The organism is Acuticoccus kandeliae (assembly GCF_003073115.1).
Genome location: NZ_QBBV01000001.1, coordinates 1,264,118 through 1,282,618 on the forward strand (window position 1 = coordinate 1,264,118; position 18,501 = coordinate 1,282,618).

Genomic DNA, 18,501 nt, shown 5'->3' on the forward strand with positions numbered 1-18,501 from the left:
CGCCTGGCGCCCGTCCTCAGTCGAGCACGAGGGTGTAGAGGAGGCCCCCGTCAAACCAGAGCTTGTTCTTGCCGCGCGGCAGCTTGTAGGGTGAGCCCTCGCCGACGGTGCGCTCGTAGATCTCGGCGTAGTTCCCGACCGCCTTGATCACGTTGTAGGCCCAGTCGTCGGAGAGGCCGAGGCGCTCGCCATAGCCCGGCGACACGCCGAGGAAGCGCTCCACCGACGGAGAGGGCGGATTGGCGCGCACCTCGTCCACGTTCGCCTGGGTGATGCCGTTCTCCTCGGCGAAGAGGAGCGAGTTCACCATCCAGTTGATGACGTCGATGAAGTTGTCGTCGCCCTGGCGCGCGGCGATGGATTCGGGCTCCAGCGTCAGCACCTCCTCGAGGATCACCCATTCGTCGGGGTTGGGGGCGTTGAAGCGCGTCGCGGCGAGGAAGGGGCCGAACCCGGCGAGCACGTCGCACCGGCCGGCATAGAGGGCCGCGCGGAGCTCCTCGCCCTTCTCGAAGGTGAGGCTCTCATAGGAGATGCCCCTGGCGCCCATATAGTCGGCGACGATGCGCTCGATCGAGGAGCCGGCATTGATGCAGAAGACGCCGCCCTCGAGATCGGCCACCGTCTCCGCGCCGAGCTCCTTGCGCGTCAGGATCAGCGTCGGGCCGATGAAGTAGGGCCGCGCGAACTGGAGGCCGAGCTCGGTGTCGCGGCTCATCGTCCAGCCCGTCACCTTGATGATGACGTCGACATCGCCCGACTGGAGCGCCGGGAAGCGCTGCGCGAAGGAGACGGGGATCACCTGCACCGCGTCCGGCGAGCCGAGGATCGCGGTCGCGAGCGCCTTGCAGAACTCGATGTCGAAGCCGGACCAGCGGCCCTGATCGTCGACCTCGGCGAAGCCGAGATAGGAGCCGTTGTGCCCGGTGCACAGGAGCGACCCGCGATCCATGATCTGCTTCACGGTCGGACCGGGGTCGGCGGCGAGCGCCGGCGCAAGCGTCAGGCCGAGCGCTGCGGCTGCGGCGAGAATGGGTCTCAACATGGGTCGTCTCCTCGTGGGCTTTTGGGCTGCCGGTGCGGTCAGGTTCCCGCGCAGTGGCGGGCGATCAGGTCGCGATAGAGGGCGCTGATGCGCTGCGTCATCGGCCCCGGCGCGTTCTTCAGGGGACGGTGATCGATCGTGCCGACCGGGGTGAGTCCGCCGAACGAGCCCGTCATGAAGGCCTCGTCCGCGCCGTAGGTGTCGACGAGGGAATAGTTGCGCTCGAACACCGGGATGTCGTTCTCGCGGCAGAGCGAGATGACGTGGCCGCGCGTGATGCCGTTCATGCAATAGTCGCCGGTGGAGGTCCAAACCTCGCCCTTGCGCACGATGAAGAAGTTGCAGGCGTTCGTGGTGTTCACGAAGCCGAACGGGTCGAACATCAGTGCCTCGTCCGCGCCGGCCTTCTCGGCGGCGATGCAGGCGAGGATGCAGTTCAGCTTGGAGTGGGAGTTAAGCTTGGCGTCCTGCGTGAGCGGGAGCCCGCGATGGTGCGCGACGCTCGCAAGGCGGATCGGGCGCGGGATCGAGGGCTTCGAGTGCTCCATGATGATCGCGATCGTGGGGCCGGACTGGGAGAAGGCGGGGTGCTGGAAAGGTTTCACCTTCACGCCCCGCGTCACCATCAGCCGGGCGTGGCAGTCGGTGGTCATCCCGTTCGCGGCGGCGGTGTCGGCGAGCGCCTGCGTCAGCTCCTCGCGCGTCTTGCCGATGTCGAGATCGAGGGCGAGCGAGGCCTCGAACAGGCGGTCGAGATGCGCATCGAGAAAGGCCCACACGCCATTGTGGAGGCGCACGCCCTCCCAGATACCGTCGCCGAGCATGAAGCCGGAATCATAGATCGACACGACCGCTTCTGCCTTGGGGACAATTCGGCCGTTCACGTAGAGCTTGAGGTCGGCGTTGCGGGCGTCTTCGACGGCTTGGTGCGTGCTGATCGCGGTGTCGGTCGTCACGGGTGCGCCTTTTCGACTGAGGCGGTGGAAGGGAACACGCGCATGACTTTCTCCGACGCTTCGAATAGGGCTCGAATGTGACGCCACTCGAGCCGGGGATGCAAGGCACGGACCTGTGGCGGTCGCCGAATTCCTTTCGGCGCGCAGAATGCATGCATCCGCTCGACGTGGCGCTCCGGTGGGCTATTGGGGTCTCTTCATGACCGATGTTGACGTAATCGTTCTTGGCGCGGGAATGGTGGGTATCTCCACCGCGCTTCATCTTCTCGACCGAGGCCGTTCCGTCGCCCTCATCGACCGCCGGGAGCCGGCGGAGGAGACCTCCTACGGCAATGCCGGGCTGATCCAGTCCGAGGCCGTCATCCCCTACGCGCTGCCGCACGACATCAAGGCGATTCTCGGCGTTCTCACCGACACCAGCACCGCCGCGCGCATGCATTGGAAGGCGCTGCCGAAGATCGCGCCGTGGCTCATCGCCTATGCCCGCCAGTCGACCAAGGGCGCGATCGCGCGCACGGCGGCGGCGAACGTGCCGCTCGTGCGGCGCGCGCTTCCCGAGCACAAATCGCTGCTGGAGCGGGCGGACGCGACCGACCATCTGCGCGGCGGCGGCTATATCCGCATCTATCGCACCGGCGCGGAGATGGAGCACACCATCAAGGTCGACGAGATGGTGCGCGAGCGCTACGGCGTGCCGTTCGAGGTCTGGGACCGGGATCGCCTGCGCAAGGAAGAGCCGTTCCTGTCGAACTCGCTCGCCGGCGCGATTCACATGACCGAGCCGATGAGCGTCGACGACCCGTCCGAGGTCGGGAAGGCCTACGCCGCGCTCTTCCAGAGCGAGGGCGGGCGCTTCATCAAGGGCGATGCGATGACCCTCGTCCAGGACGGCACGGGCTGGCGCGTCACGGGTGCGGACGGGCCGGTGGCGGCGAAGGACGTCGTCGTGGCGCTCGGCCCGTGGTCGGGCGATCTCCTCGACGCGTTCGGCGTCCACGTCCCGCTCGGCGTCAAGCGCGGCTATCACATGCACTACAGCGTGATGGGCAATGCCGTCCTCAACCACCTTTTCGTCGACGAGGCGAACGGCTTCGTGCTGACGCCGAACAAGCGCGGCTATCGCCTGACGACGGGCGCGGAATTCACCTCGCGCGACGCCCCGCCGACCCCGGTGCAGCTTGAGCGGGCGGAGCCGAAGGCGCGGGCGCTCTTCCCCCTCGGCGACCGCCTGCAGCCGACGCCCTGGATGGGGGCGCGCCCGTCCTTGCCGGACCTGTTGCCGATGATCGGCAAGGTGCCGCGCCTGCCGGGCCTCTGGGCGAATTTCGGCCACCACCATCTCGGCTTCACGCTCGGCCCGGCGACGGGGCGGCTTCTGGCCGAAATGATCACCGGCGAGGCGACCTACACCGACCCCTCGCCCTATCGCGTCGACCGGCGCTTCCGCTAGCGATGGCGACCTTCATCGTCCTTCTGCGCGGCATCAATGTCGGCGGGCGCGGGACGCTGGCGATGAAGGATTTCCGCGCCCTCCTCGAAGGCCTCTCCTATGAGGGCGTCGCGACCTACATCCAGAGCGGCAACGCCGTCTTCGCCGCGAAGGGGAAGGCGGCGGCCGTCGAGCGCGCGGTGGGCGAGGCGATCGAGGCCGCGCACGGGTTCCGGCCCGATGTGATCGCGATGGAGCTCGGCGCGTTCGCGAAGGCGGCGGCGGCAAACCCCTATGGCGAGACGGATCCCGGCCGCGTCCACGCCTTCTTCCTCGCCGAGAAACCCAAAAACCCGGACCTTGCGGCGCTGGCGGCGCTCGCGGCGGGGGACGAGGCGTTCACGCTGACCGACCGGGTGTTCTTCCTGCATGCGCCGGGCGGGATCGGCCGCTCGAAGCTCGCCGCGAAGGCGGAGCGCGCGCTCGGCGTACCGACCACCGCGCGCAACATGAAGACCGTCGCGGCGATCCTCGCCCTTGCCGAGGGCGTTCCCGGCTGAAGGCGGCGACTTATCCCCGGCCTGGGCCGCGATGGTAGCGTTTGCGCGGTTCAGATGGGCAGGCGGGGACAGACGATGCCAGCGGAAGATCCTTTTAAATATCACCAGCGGAGCACCTCATCTCCGGCGATCGACGCGTTTGCGGTGACGCCGAATGACGGGGCCGACCTCACGATCGCGGCGCGCGCGCTCTATGTCGGCGGCGCGGGCGACCTCAATGTCGTGACGCTCGGCGGCACCACGGTGCTCTTCTCCGGCGTTTCGGGCGGTGCGGTGCTGCCGTGCGGCGTCTCGCGCGTGCTCGCGACGGACACGACGGCGACGGGGATCGTCGGCCTCGTCTGAGGCTCAGAAAGCGATCACCCCCGCTCGATGGAGCGGGGGAAATTCTAGCGCGCTTTGCCGGCCTTGCGGATGTGGGCCATCACTTTCGCGGGGGAGATCGGCAGGGCGGTGACGAAGCCCGGTGCGCCGAGCGCTTCGTCAACGGCAGCGGCGATGGCGGCGCCCATGCCCGTCATCCCGCAATCGGCCGCGCCCTTGATGCCGAGCGGGTTGAGCGGGCTCGGCGCGCTCTCGCTCAGCATGATCTCGATCTCCGGCAGGTCGGCGACGCCCGGCATCAGATAGTCGCCGAGGCTGATCCGCTTCGGATCGCCGGTCTCGGTGACCTCGAACCCGGTATAGAGGGCGTTGGCGATGCCCTCCGCCGCGCCGGCCGCGATCTCGCTCTCCATGAGCGCCGGATTGATGGCGTTCCCGACCTCGACCGCCACGAAGGCGCGCGGAACGCGGATCATCCCGGTCTGCCGGTCGATCTCCACCACCGCGACATGAAGGCCGTAGGGGAAGGTGAAGCCGACGCCCTCGGCCCACCCTTCGGCGACGAGCCCGCGCCCGGCGCGCCCGCCGAGCTCGCCGCCCGGCTCCAGCGCGGCGGCGACGTCGCCGAGGCTGAGAGCGTTCCCGAAATGGCGGTCGGCATAGCGGATGCGGCCGGACTGGATCGTCAGCCGGTCGCCGGGGTCTTCGAGCAGCGCCTGCGCGGCTTCGAGGATCGTGTCGCGCAGCTGTTCGGCCGCGAACTGGGTCGCGGTGATGACGGTCTCGTCGGACGGGACGAGGGGGCCGGACACCGGGTGGACGATGCGGCTCGTCTCCCCCGCCGTGACGCGCACCGTCTCGTAGTCGACGCCGACGATGTCGGCGATGATCTGGGCGAGGACGGTCCGGAGGCCGCCATTGAGGTCGGCGGCGGCGGTGACCGCCTCGATCGCGCCGGTCCGGTCGACGGTGAGCGTGACGTGCTCGCTCGCCGTCCCGCCCGCGACGTCGACGAAGACGGCCGTGCCGACGCCGACGAGCTCGCCCTTGTCGCGTCGATCCTCGGCGCGGCGGCGGATGAGGTCGAGCGAGACCTGGCGGCCCGCCTGGTCGACGAGGTCGCGATAGTTGCCAGAATCGTAGATCACCGGCTGGCCGGCGATGGTGAGGTGCCGGTCGGCCGGCATCTCGGTGCGCTCCAGCATGTTGCGGCGGCGCAGTTCCAGCGGGTCGATGCCGGTGCTGGCGGCGATGGCGTCCATCAGCCGCTCGCGGATGAAGGCGGCCTCCATGCGCCCGGCCGCGCGCATCGGGCCGGCGGGCGGGCGGTTGGTGATGCGCATGTGCGCGATCGCGCGCAGCGCCTTCATCCGGTAGGGGCCGGGCAGCATCGCGGTCAGCAATTCGGCGGGCAGCGTCCCGCACGGGCGGACATAGGCGCCCTGGTCGAGAAAGAGGTCGACATCGAGGCCGACGAGGGTGCCGTTCGCGGCGACGGCGGCGCGCGCCTTGGCGCTGATGCCGCGCCCCTGGTCGGCGGCGAGGAGGTTCTCGCGCCGGTCCTCGACCCAGTGGACCGGGCGCTGGAGGGCGTGCGCGGCGCGGGCGACGAGGATGTCCTCCACCGACGGCGCGTCGCGGCCGCCATTGCCGGCGGCGCTCGGCACGTGGACCGCGACGGCGGCGCGGGTCCGGCCGAGCGCGTCGGCGAGCGCGTCGCGGTAGGCGGCCGGGACCTTCGCCGCGACCCACACGTCGAGCACGTCGCGCGCCGGATCCCAGGCGGCGACGATGCTGCGCGGCTCGATCGGGACGGCGCCGTCGCGGGCGAGCTCGATGTTGATGTTCACGACGTGCGCTGCGCTCTGGAAGGCGCTGCCGAGGTCGCCGAAGGCCTTGCGCACCGTCGCCGCCTCGCTGGAGCGGAGCTGGTCGGTGAGGCCGGCGGCGGGGGCCGAGATCGCGAGCGAGGGCTCCATCGCCTCGATGTCGAGGACGATGAGCTCGGCCGCGTCGTCGGCCGCGCCCGCGCTGTCGGCGAACACGGCGGCAACCGGCTCGCCCACAAAGCGGACCGTCTCGCGCGCGAGGATCGGCTGGAGATAGGGGACGAGCGTCGAGGGGAGGGTGCGGGTGCCGGCCGGCGCGATGCCGGCGAGATCCTCCGCCGTCCAGATGGCGCGCACGCCCGGCACGGCGTGGGCGGCGCCGGTGTCGACCTGACGCAGCCGCCCGAGCGCCACCGGCGCGCGCACGACGCGCATGTGGAGCTGACCGGAGAGCGCGATGTCGGCGGCGAACCGCCCCCGCCCTGTGACACGCGCGAGTTCGTCGAGCCGCGCGAGCGAGCGTCCGGTATGCTTCATGACGGCTTCGACCGCATGGAGGCCTGCGCCGCCTTCATCGCCCGCACCACGCCATGATAGCCGGTGCAGCGGCAGACATTGGCGCCGAGGAGGCGCACGAGCGCGTCCTCGTCCATGTCCGGATCGCGCGTGAGGGCGCCGGCGGCGAGCATCAGGAGGCCGGGCGTGCAGTAGCCGCAGCCGGTCGCGTGATGGTCGATCAGCGCCTGCTGGAGCGGGTGGAGCCGCTCGCCGTCCGCGAGGCCCTCGATCGTCGTGATCCGCGCGCCGGACGCCTGCACCGCGAACATCAGGCAGGCGCGCACCGGCGCGCCGTCGAGGAGGATGGTGCACGCCCCGCACGCGCCTTCGCCGCAGTCCACATGGGTGCCGGTGAGCTGGCAGGCCTCGCGCAGCGCGTCGACCAGCGTGGTGCGCGGCTCGACCGTGAGCGTGCGGTCCTCGCCGTTGATCTCGAGGGTGATGTCCATCGTCGTCGTCATGCAGCGCGCGTGCCGCGCCGGGCCGGGCGGCGGCTCATTTGAGGGAGCTTTCGAGCGCGCGGAAGACGACGGCGCGGGTCAGCTCGCGCCGATAGTCGGCGTCGGCGTGGATGTCGCTGATCGGGTCGACGCTCTCGGCGATGGAGTCGGCGATATCGCGGAAGACGCTGCGCGAGGGGGCGCAATCCTCGAGCGCGCGCTCGGCCTTCTCGAAGCGGCGCGGCGTCGCCTCGACCCCGCCGACGCCGAGCCGGACCTTCGTCATCTCGTCCTCGTCTCGGTCATAGACGACGAGGCAGGAGGCGAGCGCGTAGTCGCCGGTGCGCCGGCTCACCTCGGCGAAGCCGTGGCGCGTCGTGGGGGTGAGGAGGGGGATCTGCACCTCGACGAGCATCTCGTCGTCGGCGATCGTCGTCGACAGCATGCTGTCGAAGAAGCTCGCGGCGGTGATGTTGCGCACGCCGCGCCGGTCGGACCGGACGAGCATCTCGGCCCCGAGGACGACGGTCGCGAGGCACCACTCGGCGGCGGGGTCCGCGTGGGCGAGGGCGCCGCAGAAGGTGCCGCGAAGCTGGATGGGCAGCGGGCCGACATGGCCCGCGAGTTCGGCGAGGAGGGGGCCGAGGGCGCCGCCGGTCTCGATCCGGGCGAAATCGGCGTGGCGCATCAGCGGGGGGATGCGCAGGCGCCCGGCAGAGAAGCCGGCCTTGCCGGCTTGCGGCAGGCGGTTGAGGTCGATGAGGATCGCCGGTCGCGCGAGGCGCGAGACGATCGCCGGCACGAGGCTTTGCCCCCCGGCAAGAAGGCGCGCCTCGTCTCCGTGTTCCGCGAGGAGGCGCACGGCCTCGTCGATCGAGCCCGGAGCCCGATACTCGAATGACGCTGCCTTCACCTTTTTCCTCGCTCGCGCATGCGCGAAACTGTGCGCAAACGCGGCGAGGGCGTGCAAGCCGCCGCAACGCCGCGACCGCGAGGCTTCACAGTTATCGACTTATTCCCCGCCCGATCCGCCATTCTCGGGCCGGAACGGGCGGCCGAGCTCAAAGGCGGTGGCCGCTGCGGTGGCGCTTCGTCGCGAGATAGTTGGCGTTCTGCGGCGTGACCGGACCGATGAGCGGCACCGGCGTCACCGAGACGCCGAACGATTCGAGCCCGGCCGCCTTCGCCGGGTTGTTCGTCATCAGCCGCACCTTGCCGAGGCCGAGATGCGACAGGACGACCGCCGCCGCCGCGTAGTCGCGCTCGTCGTCATGGTAGCCGAGGGCGATGTTGGCATCGACGGTGTCGAGCCCGGAATCCTGAAGCGAGTAGGCGCGCAGCTTGTTGACGAGGCCGATCCCGCGCCCCTCCTGGGCCGTGTAGAGGAGGACGCCGCCGTCGCTCGCGATCCGCTCCAGCGCGAGGCGGAGCTGGGCGCCGCAATCGCATTTCAGCGAGCCGAAGATGTCTCCGGTGACGCAGGAGGAGTGGACGCGCACCAGCGTGCCCGGCCGCGCATCACCGACCGCGACCGCGCTGACGCACCCGCCGATCGCGTTGCGGAAGGCGGTGACGTTGGCGGTGGCACCGGCCGCGAGCGGCACCGGCGCGCTCGCGACGGGCACATAGGTCGCGGCGAGGGTGCGGCGGAAGGAGAGGACATCGGCGGCGGCGACGGAGAGCGTCCCGGCCGGCGCGCTCGCGGCGTCGCCCACGGTCATCGCGGGCAGGCGCTCGGCGAGCTTGGCAAGCTCGGTCGCCGCGTTCGCGAGATCGCCGCCCTCGATCACCTCGGCGATCGAGAGGTCGGGCGTGCAGGCGGTGGCGATCAAGGTCAGCGTCGCGGGGTCCGCGCCGGTCACGCGCACGAAGGCCGGCCCGTCGGCGATGCCGACGAAGGTGGCGCGTGCGGCCGAGAGGGCGAGCGTGTCGCCGACGATCGGCCCGCCATCGAGCGGGGAGACGAGGATCTGACGGTCACCGTCGACGAGCACGACCGGACGCCCGGCTCCGATTTCGCCGACACAGCGGTGTGCGGCAATGAAACCCGCGCTCGCCACAGCGTCGACCACCGCCTCGCTCACCATGGCGCCGCCTCCGAGAGGGGAGACGGACCCGGCGCCGTGATGGCCGCAATCGTGGACGCTGTGGGTCGGCATGGTCTGAAATTCTTTCTCGGGGTCTCGATCCGCTTGCTCATGGTTCTGCCGTGGGGCTCAGCGCCGAAGATGCGTGGTCGCCCGTTGGCGGACGGTTGAGCCCACTTGACATGGCCTTCAAATCGCGGCGAGGCAAGCCGAGTAGGACATGACAGCCCCGCGCGCGCCCTTGCCGGGCCGGGCGGAGCCATTATCATCCGTGCCTCCGACGTGCTGGAGTTCCCCTTGGACAACGTCACCTCCGCCCCTTCTCCGTCCACGGGGCCGCTCGCCGGTCTCCTCGTGCTCGACATGTCCCGCATCCTCGCCGGACCCACGGCGACGCAGCTCCTTGGCGATCTCGGCGCCGAGATCGTCAAGATCGAGCGGTCCGGGGTCGGCGATGACACGCGCCGCTGGGGCCCGCCCTTCCTGAAGGACGCAGAGGGCAAGGACACCGCCGAAAGTGCGTACTACGTCGCCGCCAATCGCAACAAGCGTTCCCTTGCGCTCGACCTCGCCAAGCCCGAGGGACAGGAGATCTGCCGCCTGATCGCGGCGAAGGCGGATTTCGCGATCGAGAATTTCAAGGTCGGCGGGGCTGCGCGCCTCGGGCTCGACTATCCGGCGCTGTCGGCGATCAATCCGCGCATCATCTACGCCTCCATCACCGGCTTCGGGCAGACGGGCCCGCTCGCGAGCCGCGCCGGCTATGATTTCATGGCGCAGGGCCGCGGCGGCATCATGAGCGTGACCGGCGAGCGGGACGACAAGGGCGGCACGCCGCAGAAGGTCGGCGTCGGCATCGCGGACGTGATGACGGGCATGTACGCGACGGTCGCGATGCTCGCCGCGCTCCAGGCGCGCCACATCACCGGGCGCGGCCAATATATCGACGTGTCGCTGTTCGACAGCCAGCTCGCCTGGCTCGTGAATCAAGGCACGACCCACCTCATGACCGGCGAGGTTCCGACCCGCCTCGGCAACGGCCACCCGACGATCGTCCCCTACAACGCCTTCGAGGCGAAGGACGGGATGTTCATCCTCGCGATCGGCAATGACAGCCAGTTCGCGAAATTCTGCGCCGCGGCGGGCGAGCCGGAACTCGCCGCCGACCCGCGCTTCGCCACCAACTCGGCGCGGGTGAGAAACCGCGACGCGGTGGAGGAGAACGTCAACCGGCTGACGCGGCTGAAGACCTCGGCCGAATGGTCGGCGATCCTCGACCCGCTCGCGGTCCCGACCGGGCCGATCAACAACATCGCGCAGGCCTTCGCCGAGCCGCAGGCCGCGGCGCGCGGGGCGCGGGTCAGCCAGCCGCACCCGATCTCGGCGACCGGCACGGTCGAGACGATCGGCAACCCGATCAAATTCTCCGACACGCAGGTGACCTACCGCCGGCCGCCGCCGATGGTCGGCCAGCATTCGCGCGAGGTGCTGCGCGAGATCCTCGGCTTCGACGATGCGCGCATCGACGCGCTCGCCGAGAGCGGCGCCGTGGATCTCGGCCGCAGCGAGCGCGAGGCGGTGGCGTGAGCCTGCGCAACGCCGACATCATCGCCCAGAAGCTCGCCGCGACGGGCGCCTCCCACGCCTTCGGCCTGCCGGGCGGCGAGGTCCTGACGCTGATGGACGCGCTCGCGCGGGCCGGCATCCGCTTCACGCTGACGAAGCACGAGAATGTCGCCGGCTTCATGGCCGAGGGGACGTGGCACGCGACCGGCGCGCCCGGCATCCTCGTCGCGACCATCGGACCGGGTGTCGCGAACGCGGTGAACGTGATCGCCAACGCCTACCAGGACCGCGTGCCGCTGATCGTGTTGACCGGCTGCGTGGATGATGCGGACGCCGACACCTACACCCATCAGGTGTTCGACCACGGGGCGCTGCTCTCGACCATCGTGAAGGGCACGTTCAAGGCGAACGGCGGCAGCCTCAACCAGGTGATGGACAAGGCGCTGATGCTCGCCACCACCGGCCAGCCGGGGCCCGTCCACATCGACGTGCCGATCGCGGTGGCGGAGGCGGCGGCAACGGTGGAGGTCACGGCGCCCGCCCCGATCGGCGCCGGCTTTCGCCCCGTGAACGGGCCGGAGATGCAGCGCGCCCGCCGCTGGATCGCGGAGGCGGAGCGCCCGCTCGTGATCGCCGGGGTCGACGCGGTGAACGACGACGCGGCGGCGGCGATCCAGAAATTCGTCCTGCGTGCCGGTGCCTCGCTGATCACGACCTACAAGGCGAAGGGCCTCCTCAACGAGGACGACAAGCTCTCCCTCGGCGGGGCGGGTCTCTCGCCGCGCGCCGACCGCGAGCTCCTGCCGCTCCTCGCGGAGGCCGACTGCATCATTCTCGCCGGCTACGACCCGATCGAGATGCGCATCAACTGGCGCAATCCCTGGCCGGCCGACGCGCGGGTCATCGACATCACGCCGGTCGTGCGCACGCACGGGATGCACGATGTCGCGGTGACGCTGTTCGGCGGAGTGGCGGCGACGCTGGAGGATCTCGTCGACGGGGTCCACACGCCGCCGACGTGGCCCGGCAACGAGCCGCAGCGCCTGAAGGCGAAGATGCGGGAGATGTTCGCGCCCGAGGCGGAGGGGTGGGGGCCGTCGACCGTCTTCCACACGATGCGCGACGTGCTCCCGCGCGAGGCGGTGGTCACGGCCGACAGCGGCGCGCACCGCATTCTCCTCAGCCAGGTCTGGCGCTGCTTCACCCCGCGCACGATGCTGCAATCCTCCGCGCTCTGCACGATGGGCTGCGCCGTGCCGCTCGCGGCCGGGCACAAGCTCGCCAAGCCCGAGGTGCCCTCGGTCGCCTTCGTCGGCGATGCGGGGCTCGAGATGACGCTCGGCGATCTCGCGACGATCCGCGATCTCGACCTGTCGCTGCCGATCGTGGTGCTGATCGACGAGAGCCTCTCGCTGATCGAGTTGAAGCAGCGCGGCCAGCAGCTCGGCAATCTCGGCGTCGATTTCGCCGGGACCGACTTTCCGGCCGTCGCCGCCGCGCTCGGCGGTCACGGGGTGTGGATCGACGACGAGGCGACGCTGCGGGCCGAGGCGGAGGCCGCGCTCGAGCGGCCGACCTTCACGCTGCTGTGCGCCCGGATCGGCCGCCGCGCCTATGACGGGAAGTTCTGAGGCCGCCCGTCAGGGCGCTGTCGCCGCGTCCGCGATCGCGGCGAAGATCGTGTCGAGCTGGCCGGCGGCGGTCTTGAGCGACTCGCCGCCCTCTGCGGCATAGGGCGCGAAGACGGCGCTCGGCAGCTTGTAGGCGAGGGTGGCGGTGCCGTCCGCCTCCTCCATCACCATGAAGCGGATCGGGGCCTCGATCATCGCCGCCGGCGCGGCGCGGATGATCGTGACGGCGAAGTCGTTGCGGAAGACGCCGACGACGCGGTTGCCCGGAATGGTCTCCCCGCGCGAGGCCGCCATCTCGGTCGGTCCCGCCTCTGTGACGATGCCCATCTTCTGACCCGCCACCGCCGCCTTGAGGTCGGCGAGGAGGGTCGCGTACGGCTTCTCCGTCTCCACGACGCGCCACCCGTCCGGCGCGCCGAGCACGGTGTCGGCCGACGCGATCGCCGGGGCGAGGGAGAGGGCGAGGGTGAGGCTGAGGCTGAGGAGAAGGGCGATGAGGGTTCGCATGGCGCGCGCTCCTGTCCGTTAGGCTCGGAAGGCTAACGCGCGGCGGGCGGGCCGGACCACCGCGTCCGGCCTCACCTCATCTCACGATTGCGTGCCGAGGGCGGCGCGCGTGGCGGGGACGGGTGCGCGCGGCGGGTCCATGCCGATCGCCTCGCGCACGCGCACGCCGACGATGCTGCCGAGGAAGGCGAACAGGAACCAGCCCCAGCCGTGGAGGCTCCCCGAGGCGATCCCGGAGAGGAGCGCGCCGATATTGCAGCCGAACGCGATGCGCGCGCCGTAGCCCATCAGGAAGCCGCCGATGATGGCCGTCACGACGTCGCGGGCCGAGAGGTTCAGCTTCGGCGCGAAGCGGCCCGCGAGCGCCGCCGCGAGGCAGGCGCCGACGATGAGGCCGAGATTCATGACCGACGTGCCGCTCGCGAGGATCGAGGCCTCGACCTGGCCCATCGCGTAGGTCCAGTAGGGCCAGTCGACGATCGGCACACCGACGGCGTTCGCAATCTGCGCGCCCCACAGCGTGAGGCCGGAGGTGATCCCCCAGGGCCGGCCGAGGATGATGAGGGTGAGGACGCCGACGATGGTGAGCCCGATCGCCCCCGCCGTCAGCGACCACGGCCCGTAGAGGACCGAGCCCATCGCCTTGCCGTTGTCGAGGTCGCCATGACGCTCGCGCTCGATACGGGCGATCACGACATAGAGGATCGCGAGGGCCGCGAGGGTGAGCGCGATCGCCCCGATGGGCCCGAGCGGGGTGGAGGCGAAGCCGACCGGGGGCAGCGCCGGGAGGGACTGCCAGAAGTCCCAGTTGTAGGTCGCCGCGAGGCCGCCCGCGATGAAGAATGCGAGGGTGATCAGCATCCGCGTCGACCCGCCGCCGACGGTGAAGAGCGTGCCCGACCCGCAGCCGCCGCCGAGCTGCATCCCGAAGCCGAAGATGAAGGAGCCGGCGATCACCGCGAGGCCGAAGGGAAACACGAACCCGCCCGCCGCGATGCCGACCGCGCTGCCATATTGGATGATCGGGATCGCGAACACCGTCGTCATCGCGACGAGGACGAGCTGCATCCGGAGGCCGCCGCTGCGCCGCTCACGAATGAAGCGGCGCCAGCCGGCCGTGAAGCCGAAGGAGGCGTGATAGAGCGCGACCCCCGCGAGACCGCCGACGAGCGTCGCGAGGCCGAGCTTCGGTTCCTCCGTCACCGCCGACAGGATGGCGATCAGGAGGAGGACACATCCGGCGGCGATGGCGAGACGTATCTGGGGTGTGTCGCCGGTGGAAGGCATGGCGCGAACTCCAAGGGGTGGGGCGTTCATGTGGGGTTGTTTCCGCTCCGCCCATCATCAAGCGCCTGTGAGAAAGCGTCAGCTGACAAGCTCGCGGCCGAGGCGCACTTCATTAGCTGGCGCTGTCGCGCTTTTCGCCCGAACGGGCGATGCGTGCAATCGACGGAGAGTTGTTGGATGTATTTCCGGTCAGATCCGCCCGTCCCGAGTTCCCTCGCCCATGCCGACACCGCCTGGTGCGAATTCGTGTCGGCCTTCATGGCCCACTCCGCCACGATCCCCGAGCGGGTGAAGGCGTTGAGCGTCGCCGCGCCCGCCTCCGCCTCGGTGATGGCGGCGAAGGGGCTCGTCTTCCTCCTCCTCGGCCGGCGCGAGGCGGCTGAGGATGCCCGCGCGCTGTCGCGGGCGGCCGATGCCGCGCTCGACCCGTCCGACCCGCACGAGCGTCTCCTCGTGACGGCGCTGCGCGAATGGGTGGCGGGGCGGCCCTCACAGGCCGCCGCCGCGTGCGACGCGATCCTGGAGCACTACCCGGCCGACGGGTTCGCGATGAAGATGGCCCAGGCCATCCGCTTCCTCTACGGCGACAGCCAGGGGATGCTCCGCTCGGCCGCTTCGGCGATCGGCGCGTTCGGGAGCGACCATCCCCACGCCGGCTACGCCTCCGGCTGCTTCGCCTTTGCCTCGGAAGAGTTCGGCGACTATGCGGGCGCGGAGGCGGCCGGCCGCCGCGCGCTCGAGCTCGCCCCCGACGACGCGTGGGCGCTCCACGCGGTCGCCCATGTCCACGAGATGCGCGGCCACGCCGAGAAGGGCCGTCAGTGGCTCGCGGATCGCGGCGCGGTCTTCGCCGGGTGCAACAATTTCCGGAACCATGTCTGGTGGCACTACGCGCTGTTCGAGCTGGAGCTCGGCAATATCGAGCGCGTCCTCGCCCTCTATGACGCCGAGATCCGGCGCGAGCAGACCGACGATTATCGCGACATCGCGAACGCCGTCTCGCTCCTCGCCCGGCTCGAGGCGGACGGGATCGATGTCGGCCCGCGCTGGGACGAGTTGTCCGTCCACGCCGAGCGGCGGATCGACGATGCCTGCATCGTCTTTGCCGACCTCCATTATCTCCTGGCACTCCTCAGCACCGGCCGTCACGCGGCGGCCGACCGTCTGATCGAACGCCTCGCCCATTCCGGCGACGGATCGGAGTTCGGCGCGGTCGCGGTGGAGGCGGGGCGGCCGACGGCGGGCGGGCTCGCCGCGCTCGCGCGCGGCCGCCATGACGAGGCGCTGCGCGGCCTTCTCGGCGCGCGCGCCATGCTGAAGCGGATCGGCGGCAGCCACGCCCAGCGCGACGTCTTCGAGCGGCTGACGATCGAGGCGGCGCTCCGGGCGGGGCGGGCCGAGCAGGCCCGCGCGCTCATCGAGGAGCGGGCCGAGCGGCGCGGCGCTTGGGACCGGTTCGGCCTGGAGCGGCTCGTGCGGTGCGGGGCGCGGCATATTGACGGTCCGCCCGCGATCGCCCCGGCCTTCTGAGACGGAGCGCTACGGCACATGGTCGCAAGAACGCGGGACGGGCGGGCGGTTGTGCGTTGGTTCATGGAACGCGGGCCAGCCTTTGCGACGAGCCGGGCGCCGTCTGCGTCGGCTGTCGAAATCGCGCCCGCCGTCTCGCCTTTCATGGACGATCAGGCTATGCGCGGCCTGTTCGGAGGATAAGATGCCGTTTCAGAAAATTCGAGCGATCATCGGGGCATGAACGTTCAAGCTCCCGCCCGCCGCCCACGGGATCTGCGGCTCGATTTCTTCCGTGGGCTCGGGATGTTCATCATCTTCATCGCGCACGTTCCGTTCAACTACTGGAACGACTGGATCCCGGCGCGTTTCGGCGCGTCGGACGCGACGGAGATCTTCGTCTTCTGCTCCGGCATGGCCTCGGCGATCGCCTTCGGTGCGATCTTCCGCGACCGCTCCTTCTGGCTCGGCGCCGCGCGCACGGCCCATCGCGTGTGGCAGGTCTACTGGGCGCACATCGCGCTCTTCATGGTCACGGTGGCGATGCTCGCCTGGTTCGACCAGTGGACGCCGGAGAATTATTACACCAACCGCCTCTATGTGCGGCCGTTCTTCGAAATGACGGGCGACCACATACTCGGCCTGATGACGCTCCAATACGTCCCGAACTATTTCGACATCCTGCCGATGTACATGGTCATCCTGGTGATGATGCCGTTCATCGCCTATCTCGGCCTGCGCAACCGGTGGCTCGCCTTCGCCGCGATCGGCCTCATCTGGTTCCTCGCGCAGTTCGACATCCTCCAGTTCAGCGCCGAGGTGCGGCCGGACGAGGAGCGCGAGTGGTTCTTCAACCCGTTCGGCTGGCAGCTCGTCTTCTTCACCGGCTTCGCGTTCATGATGGGCTGGCTGAAGGCGCCGCCGATCAAGGCCGGGCTCGTCCTCCTCGCGATCGCCGTGCTCGCGCTCAACGTCGTCGTCGCCTCGCGCTTCGGGTGGGACAATCTCTCCTGGGTGATCCCGTTGCGCGACGTGACCTGGAAGCTCTTCGAGAAGACCGATTTCGGCCTGATGCGCTACGTCCACTTCCTGGCGCTCGCCTATCTCGCCTACGCGCTGGTGGGCGACGGGGGGCGTCGCCTCGCGGGGGCGGGGGTGTGGGGCCGTTTCGTCCACATCGTGCGCAAGGTCGGCCAGCAGTCGCTCGCCGTGTTCCTGTCGAGCATGGTGCTCGCCCAGTTCTTCGGAATGGTGCTCGACCTCACCGGGCGCACGACGCTGACGGTCTCGCTCGTGAACCTCACCGGCTTCGCGTTGCTGGTCGCGGTCGCCTACCTCGTCGCCTGGTTCAAGAAGCAGCCCTGGCGCGCCCCTCCGCCGGCCGCGCGCCACGCCCCGCCGGTTGAGGCGCAGACGCCCGCGCCCGGCCGCCCGCATGGGGCGAGCGTCGCCGAGCGGGTGCGCGAGCCCGCCTGAGCGACCCCGGCGGCTTGTCCCCCGTCCGGGCTCGGGGTAGAGCGGGGGGAGGCGCCGAACGCGCCTCCCGCTTCGATCCGCGCCCGTCCGGCGCACCCACCTCAATCAGGTCGCCATGCGAATTCTCATCACCAATGACGATGGCGCGCGCGCCGACGGGATCAAACTCCTCGAGGAGATCGCGCTCAGCTTCACCGACGATGTGTGGGTCGTGGCGCCCGAGTTCGACCAGTCCGGCGTCAGCCACGCGATCAGCCTGCACGAGCCGCTGCGCGTCCATCAGGCCGGCGAGAAGCGCTATTTCGTGAAGGGCACGCCGGCCGATTGCGTCGTCCTCGCGGTCGAGCACCTGATGGACAGGAAGCCAGACCTCGTCCTCTCCGGCGTCAATCGCGGCGGCAACATGGCCGACTCGATCGCCTATTCGGGCACCGTCGGCGCGGCGATGACGGCGCTCGCGGTGGGCGTGCCGGCGATTGCGCTCAGCCAGATGTTCCGCGGCGTCGACATCCACTGGGAAACCGCGCGCACCTTCGCAAAGCCGCTCATCGAGCGTCTCCTCGCGATCGAGTGGCCGCGCCCGGTGGCCCCCAACATCAACTTCCCGGCCTGCCCGCCGGAAGAGGTGACGGGCGTCTCGATCTGCCGGCCGGGGCACGGCCTCATCGAGGGCGTCAACGTCACCGAGCGGGTCGATGTGCGTGGCGGCTCCTACTATTGGCTCCAGTTCCGCCGCGCGAAGGAGGTCGTCGAGGATCGCGAGTGCGATTACGGCCAGCTCCTGGAGAACAAGATCACCATCACCCCGCTGCGGCCGGACCGGCATTCCGAAGGCGACTGGGAGGATTTCCGCGCCGAATATGCCGATGCGCTCGCGGTCGCCCCGCTCCCGAAGCTCGGCTGACGGAAGGGCGGCGCGTCCGCCCCACCCGCGACATTTTGCGCCGCACCCGGTCTCGGGCTAACCTTCCCGCGTCAGATGATGACGGGAGGTCTCGATGGGGCGTTGCTGTGTCATCCACGTTGTCGCGGCGGTGCTGGTCTTCGCTGGTGCCACGGCCTCGGCCGTCGCCGAACCCGGCCAGATCGTCGCCGGCCGCTTCGTACCGCCCGCGCCGAAGAGCGGCTACTCCTATCCGGACTGCTATTGCCGGGACAGCGGCGGCCAGCGCGTGGAACTCGGCGAGCGGGCCTGCCTCAAGATCGGCCCGCGCGAGGTGATGGCGCGCTGCGACATGTCCCAGAATATCCCGATCTGGCGCACCGAGCAGGAAGGCTGCCCGGTCAGCTAGAGCCG

The 18,501-nt window shown here is 70.1% G+C and carries 17 protein-coding genes; 9 read left to right on the top strand and 8 right to left on the bottom strand.

Going from position 1 to position 18,501, the window contains the following annotated elements; all coding sequences use genetic code 11:
- Positions 1-16 precede the first annotated feature (16 nt).
- Together DBV35_RS05800 and DBV35_RS05805 are read right to left on the bottom strand one after the other, a co-directional pair.
- Complete coding sequence (locus DBV35_RS05800; RefSeq protein ID WP_108659253.1) at positions 17-1,045, bottom strand: transporter substrate-binding domain-containing protein; 1,029 nt, start codon at positions 1,043-1,045, stop codon at positions 17-19.
- Between the two features lie 38 nt (positions 1,046-1,083).
- A complete protein-coding gene (locus tag DBV35_RS05805; protein WP_108659254.1) occupies positions 1,084-2,001 on the bottom strand; it encodes an aminotransferase class IV in 918 nt (305 codons plus the stop codon).
- Positions 2,002-2,200: 199 nt separating this feature from the next.
- On the opposite strand from DBV35_RS05805, the gene DBV35_RS05810 reads away from it, so the two are divergent.
- The 3 genes from DBV35_RS05810 (at position 2,201) to DBV35_RS05820 (ending at position 4,335) form a co-directional block, all read left to right on the top strand.
- The gene (locus tag DBV35_RS05810) at positions 2,201-3,451 is read left to right on the top strand and encodes an NAD(P)/FAD-dependent oxidoreductase (protein WP_108660575.1); all 1,251 of its coding nucleotides are present in this window, start codon (positions 2,201-2,203) and stop codon (positions 3,449-3,451) included.
- Positions 3,452-3,453: 2 nt separating this feature from the next.
- The gene (locus DBV35_RS05815; RefSeq protein ID WP_108659255.1) at positions 3,454-3,990 is read left to right on the top strand and encodes a DUF1697 domain-containing protein; all 537 of its coding nucleotides are present in this window, start codon (positions 3,454-3,456) and stop codon (positions 3,988-3,990) included.
- A gap of 75 nt (positions 3,991-4,065) precedes the next feature.
- Positions 4,066-4,335: a spike base protein, RCAP_Rcc01079 family gene (locus tag DBV35_RS05820; RefSeq protein ID WP_108659256.1), complete on the top strand. Its 270-nt coding sequence runs from the start codon at positions 4,066-4,068 to the stop codon at positions 4,333-4,335.
- A 44-nt stretch (positions 4,336-4,379) separates the two neighbouring features.
- Here DBV35_RS05820 and DBV35_RS05825 read toward each other — a convergent pair whose 3' ends face one another.
- The 4 genes from DBV35_RS05825 to DBV35_RS05840 form a co-directional block, all read right to left on the bottom strand.
- Positions 4,380-6,680 carry a xanthine dehydrogenase family protein molybdopterin-binding subunit gene (locus tag DBV35_RS05825; protein ID WP_108659257.1) on the bottom strand — a complete coding sequence of 767 codons (2,301 nt, stop codon included), beginning with the start codon at positions 6,678-6,680 and terminating at the stop codon, positions 4,380-4,382.
- Entirely contained in the window at positions 6,677-7,162 is a 486-nt protein-coding gene (locus DBV35_RS05830; RefSeq protein WP_108659258.1) for a (2Fe-2S)-binding protein, read from the bottom strand. The genes DBV35_RS05825 and DBV35_RS05830 overlap by 4 nt, the downstream gene beginning before the upstream one ends.
- Before the next feature lie 34 nt (positions 7,163-7,196).
- Positions 7,197-8,054 carry an FAD binding domain-containing protein gene (locus DBV35_RS05835; protein ID WP_170134879.1) on the bottom strand — a complete coding sequence of 286 codons (858 nt, stop codon included), beginning with the start codon at positions 8,052-8,054 and terminating at the stop codon, positions 7,197-7,199.
- A 148-nt stretch (positions 8,055-8,202) separates the two neighbouring features.
- Positions 8,203-9,300 carry a GTP cyclohydrolase II gene (locus DBV35_RS05840; RefSeq protein ID WP_108659260.1) on the bottom strand — a complete coding sequence of 366 codons (1,098 nt, stop codon included), beginning with the start codon at positions 9,298-9,300 and terminating at the stop codon, positions 8,203-8,205.
- Positions 9,301-9,525: 225 nt separating this feature from the next.
- Here DBV35_RS05840 and DBV35_RS05845 point away from each other — a divergent pair, with 225 nt between their 5' ends.
- Together DBV35_RS05845 and DBV35_RS05850 are read left to right on the top strand one after the other, a co-directional pair.
- A complete protein-coding gene (locus DBV35_RS05845; RefSeq protein ID WP_281262217.1) occupies positions 9,526-10,815 on the top strand; it encodes a CaiB/BaiF CoA transferase family protein in 1,290 nt (429 codons plus the stop codon).
- Positions 10,812-12,425: a thiamine pyrophosphate-binding protein gene (locus DBV35_RS05850; protein ID WP_342752349.1), complete on the top strand. Its 1,614-nt coding sequence runs from the start codon at positions 10,812-10,814 to the stop codon at positions 12,423-12,425. Before DBV35_RS05845 ends, DBV35_RS05850 begins: the two co-directional genes overlap by 4 nt.
- A 9-nt stretch (positions 12,426-12,434) precedes the next feature.
- Here the strand turns inward: DBV35_RS05850 and DBV35_RS05855 are convergent, their stop codons facing one another.
- The gene (locus tag DBV35_RS05855; RefSeq protein ID WP_108659261.1) at positions 12,435-12,932 is read right to left on the bottom strand and encodes a DUF302 domain-containing protein; all 498 of its coding nucleotides are present in this window, start codon (positions 12,930-12,932) and stop codon (positions 12,435-12,437) included.
- A gap of 81 nt (positions 12,933-13,013) precedes the next feature.
- Positions 13,014-14,219 (bottom strand): YeeE/YedE family protein, encoded by a 1,206-nt coding sequence (locus tag DBV35_RS05860; RefSeq protein WP_108659262.1) that lies wholly within the window; start codon positions 14,217-14,219, stop codon positions 13,014-13,016.
- A 177-nt stretch (positions 14,220-14,396) separates the two neighbouring features.
- On the opposite strand from DBV35_RS05860, the gene DBV35_RS05865 reads away from it, so the two are divergent.
- The 4 genes from DBV35_RS05865 to DBV35_RS05880 all read left to right on the top strand — a co-directional run bounded on the left by DBV35_RS05865 (position 14,397) and on the right by DBV35_RS05880 (position 18,496).
- Positions 14,397-15,749: a tetratricopeptide repeat protein gene (locus DBV35_RS05865; protein ID WP_108659263.1), complete on the top strand. Its 1,353-nt coding sequence runs from the start codon at positions 14,397-14,399 to the stop codon at positions 15,747-15,749.
- A 219-nt stretch (positions 15,750-15,968) separates the two neighbouring features.
- A complete protein-coding gene (locus DBV35_RS05870; protein WP_108659264.1) occupies positions 15,969-17,204 on the top strand; it encodes an OpgC family protein in 1,236 nt (411 codons plus the stop codon).
- Positions 17,205-17,319: 115 nt separating this feature from the next.
- Positions 17,320-18,108: a 5'/3'-nucleotidase SurE gene (gene surE / locus DBV35_RS05875; RefSeq protein WP_108659265.1), complete on the top strand. Its 789-nt coding sequence runs from the start codon at positions 17,320-17,322 to the stop codon at positions 18,106-18,108.
- A gap of 94 nt (positions 18,109-18,202) precedes the next feature.
- Positions 18,203-18,496, top strand: coding sequence for a hypothetical protein (locus DBV35_RS05880; RefSeq protein WP_108659266.1), 294 nt, complete (start codon positions 18,203-18,205; stop codon positions 18,494-18,496).
- Positions 18,497-18,501 lie beyond the last annotated feature (5 nt).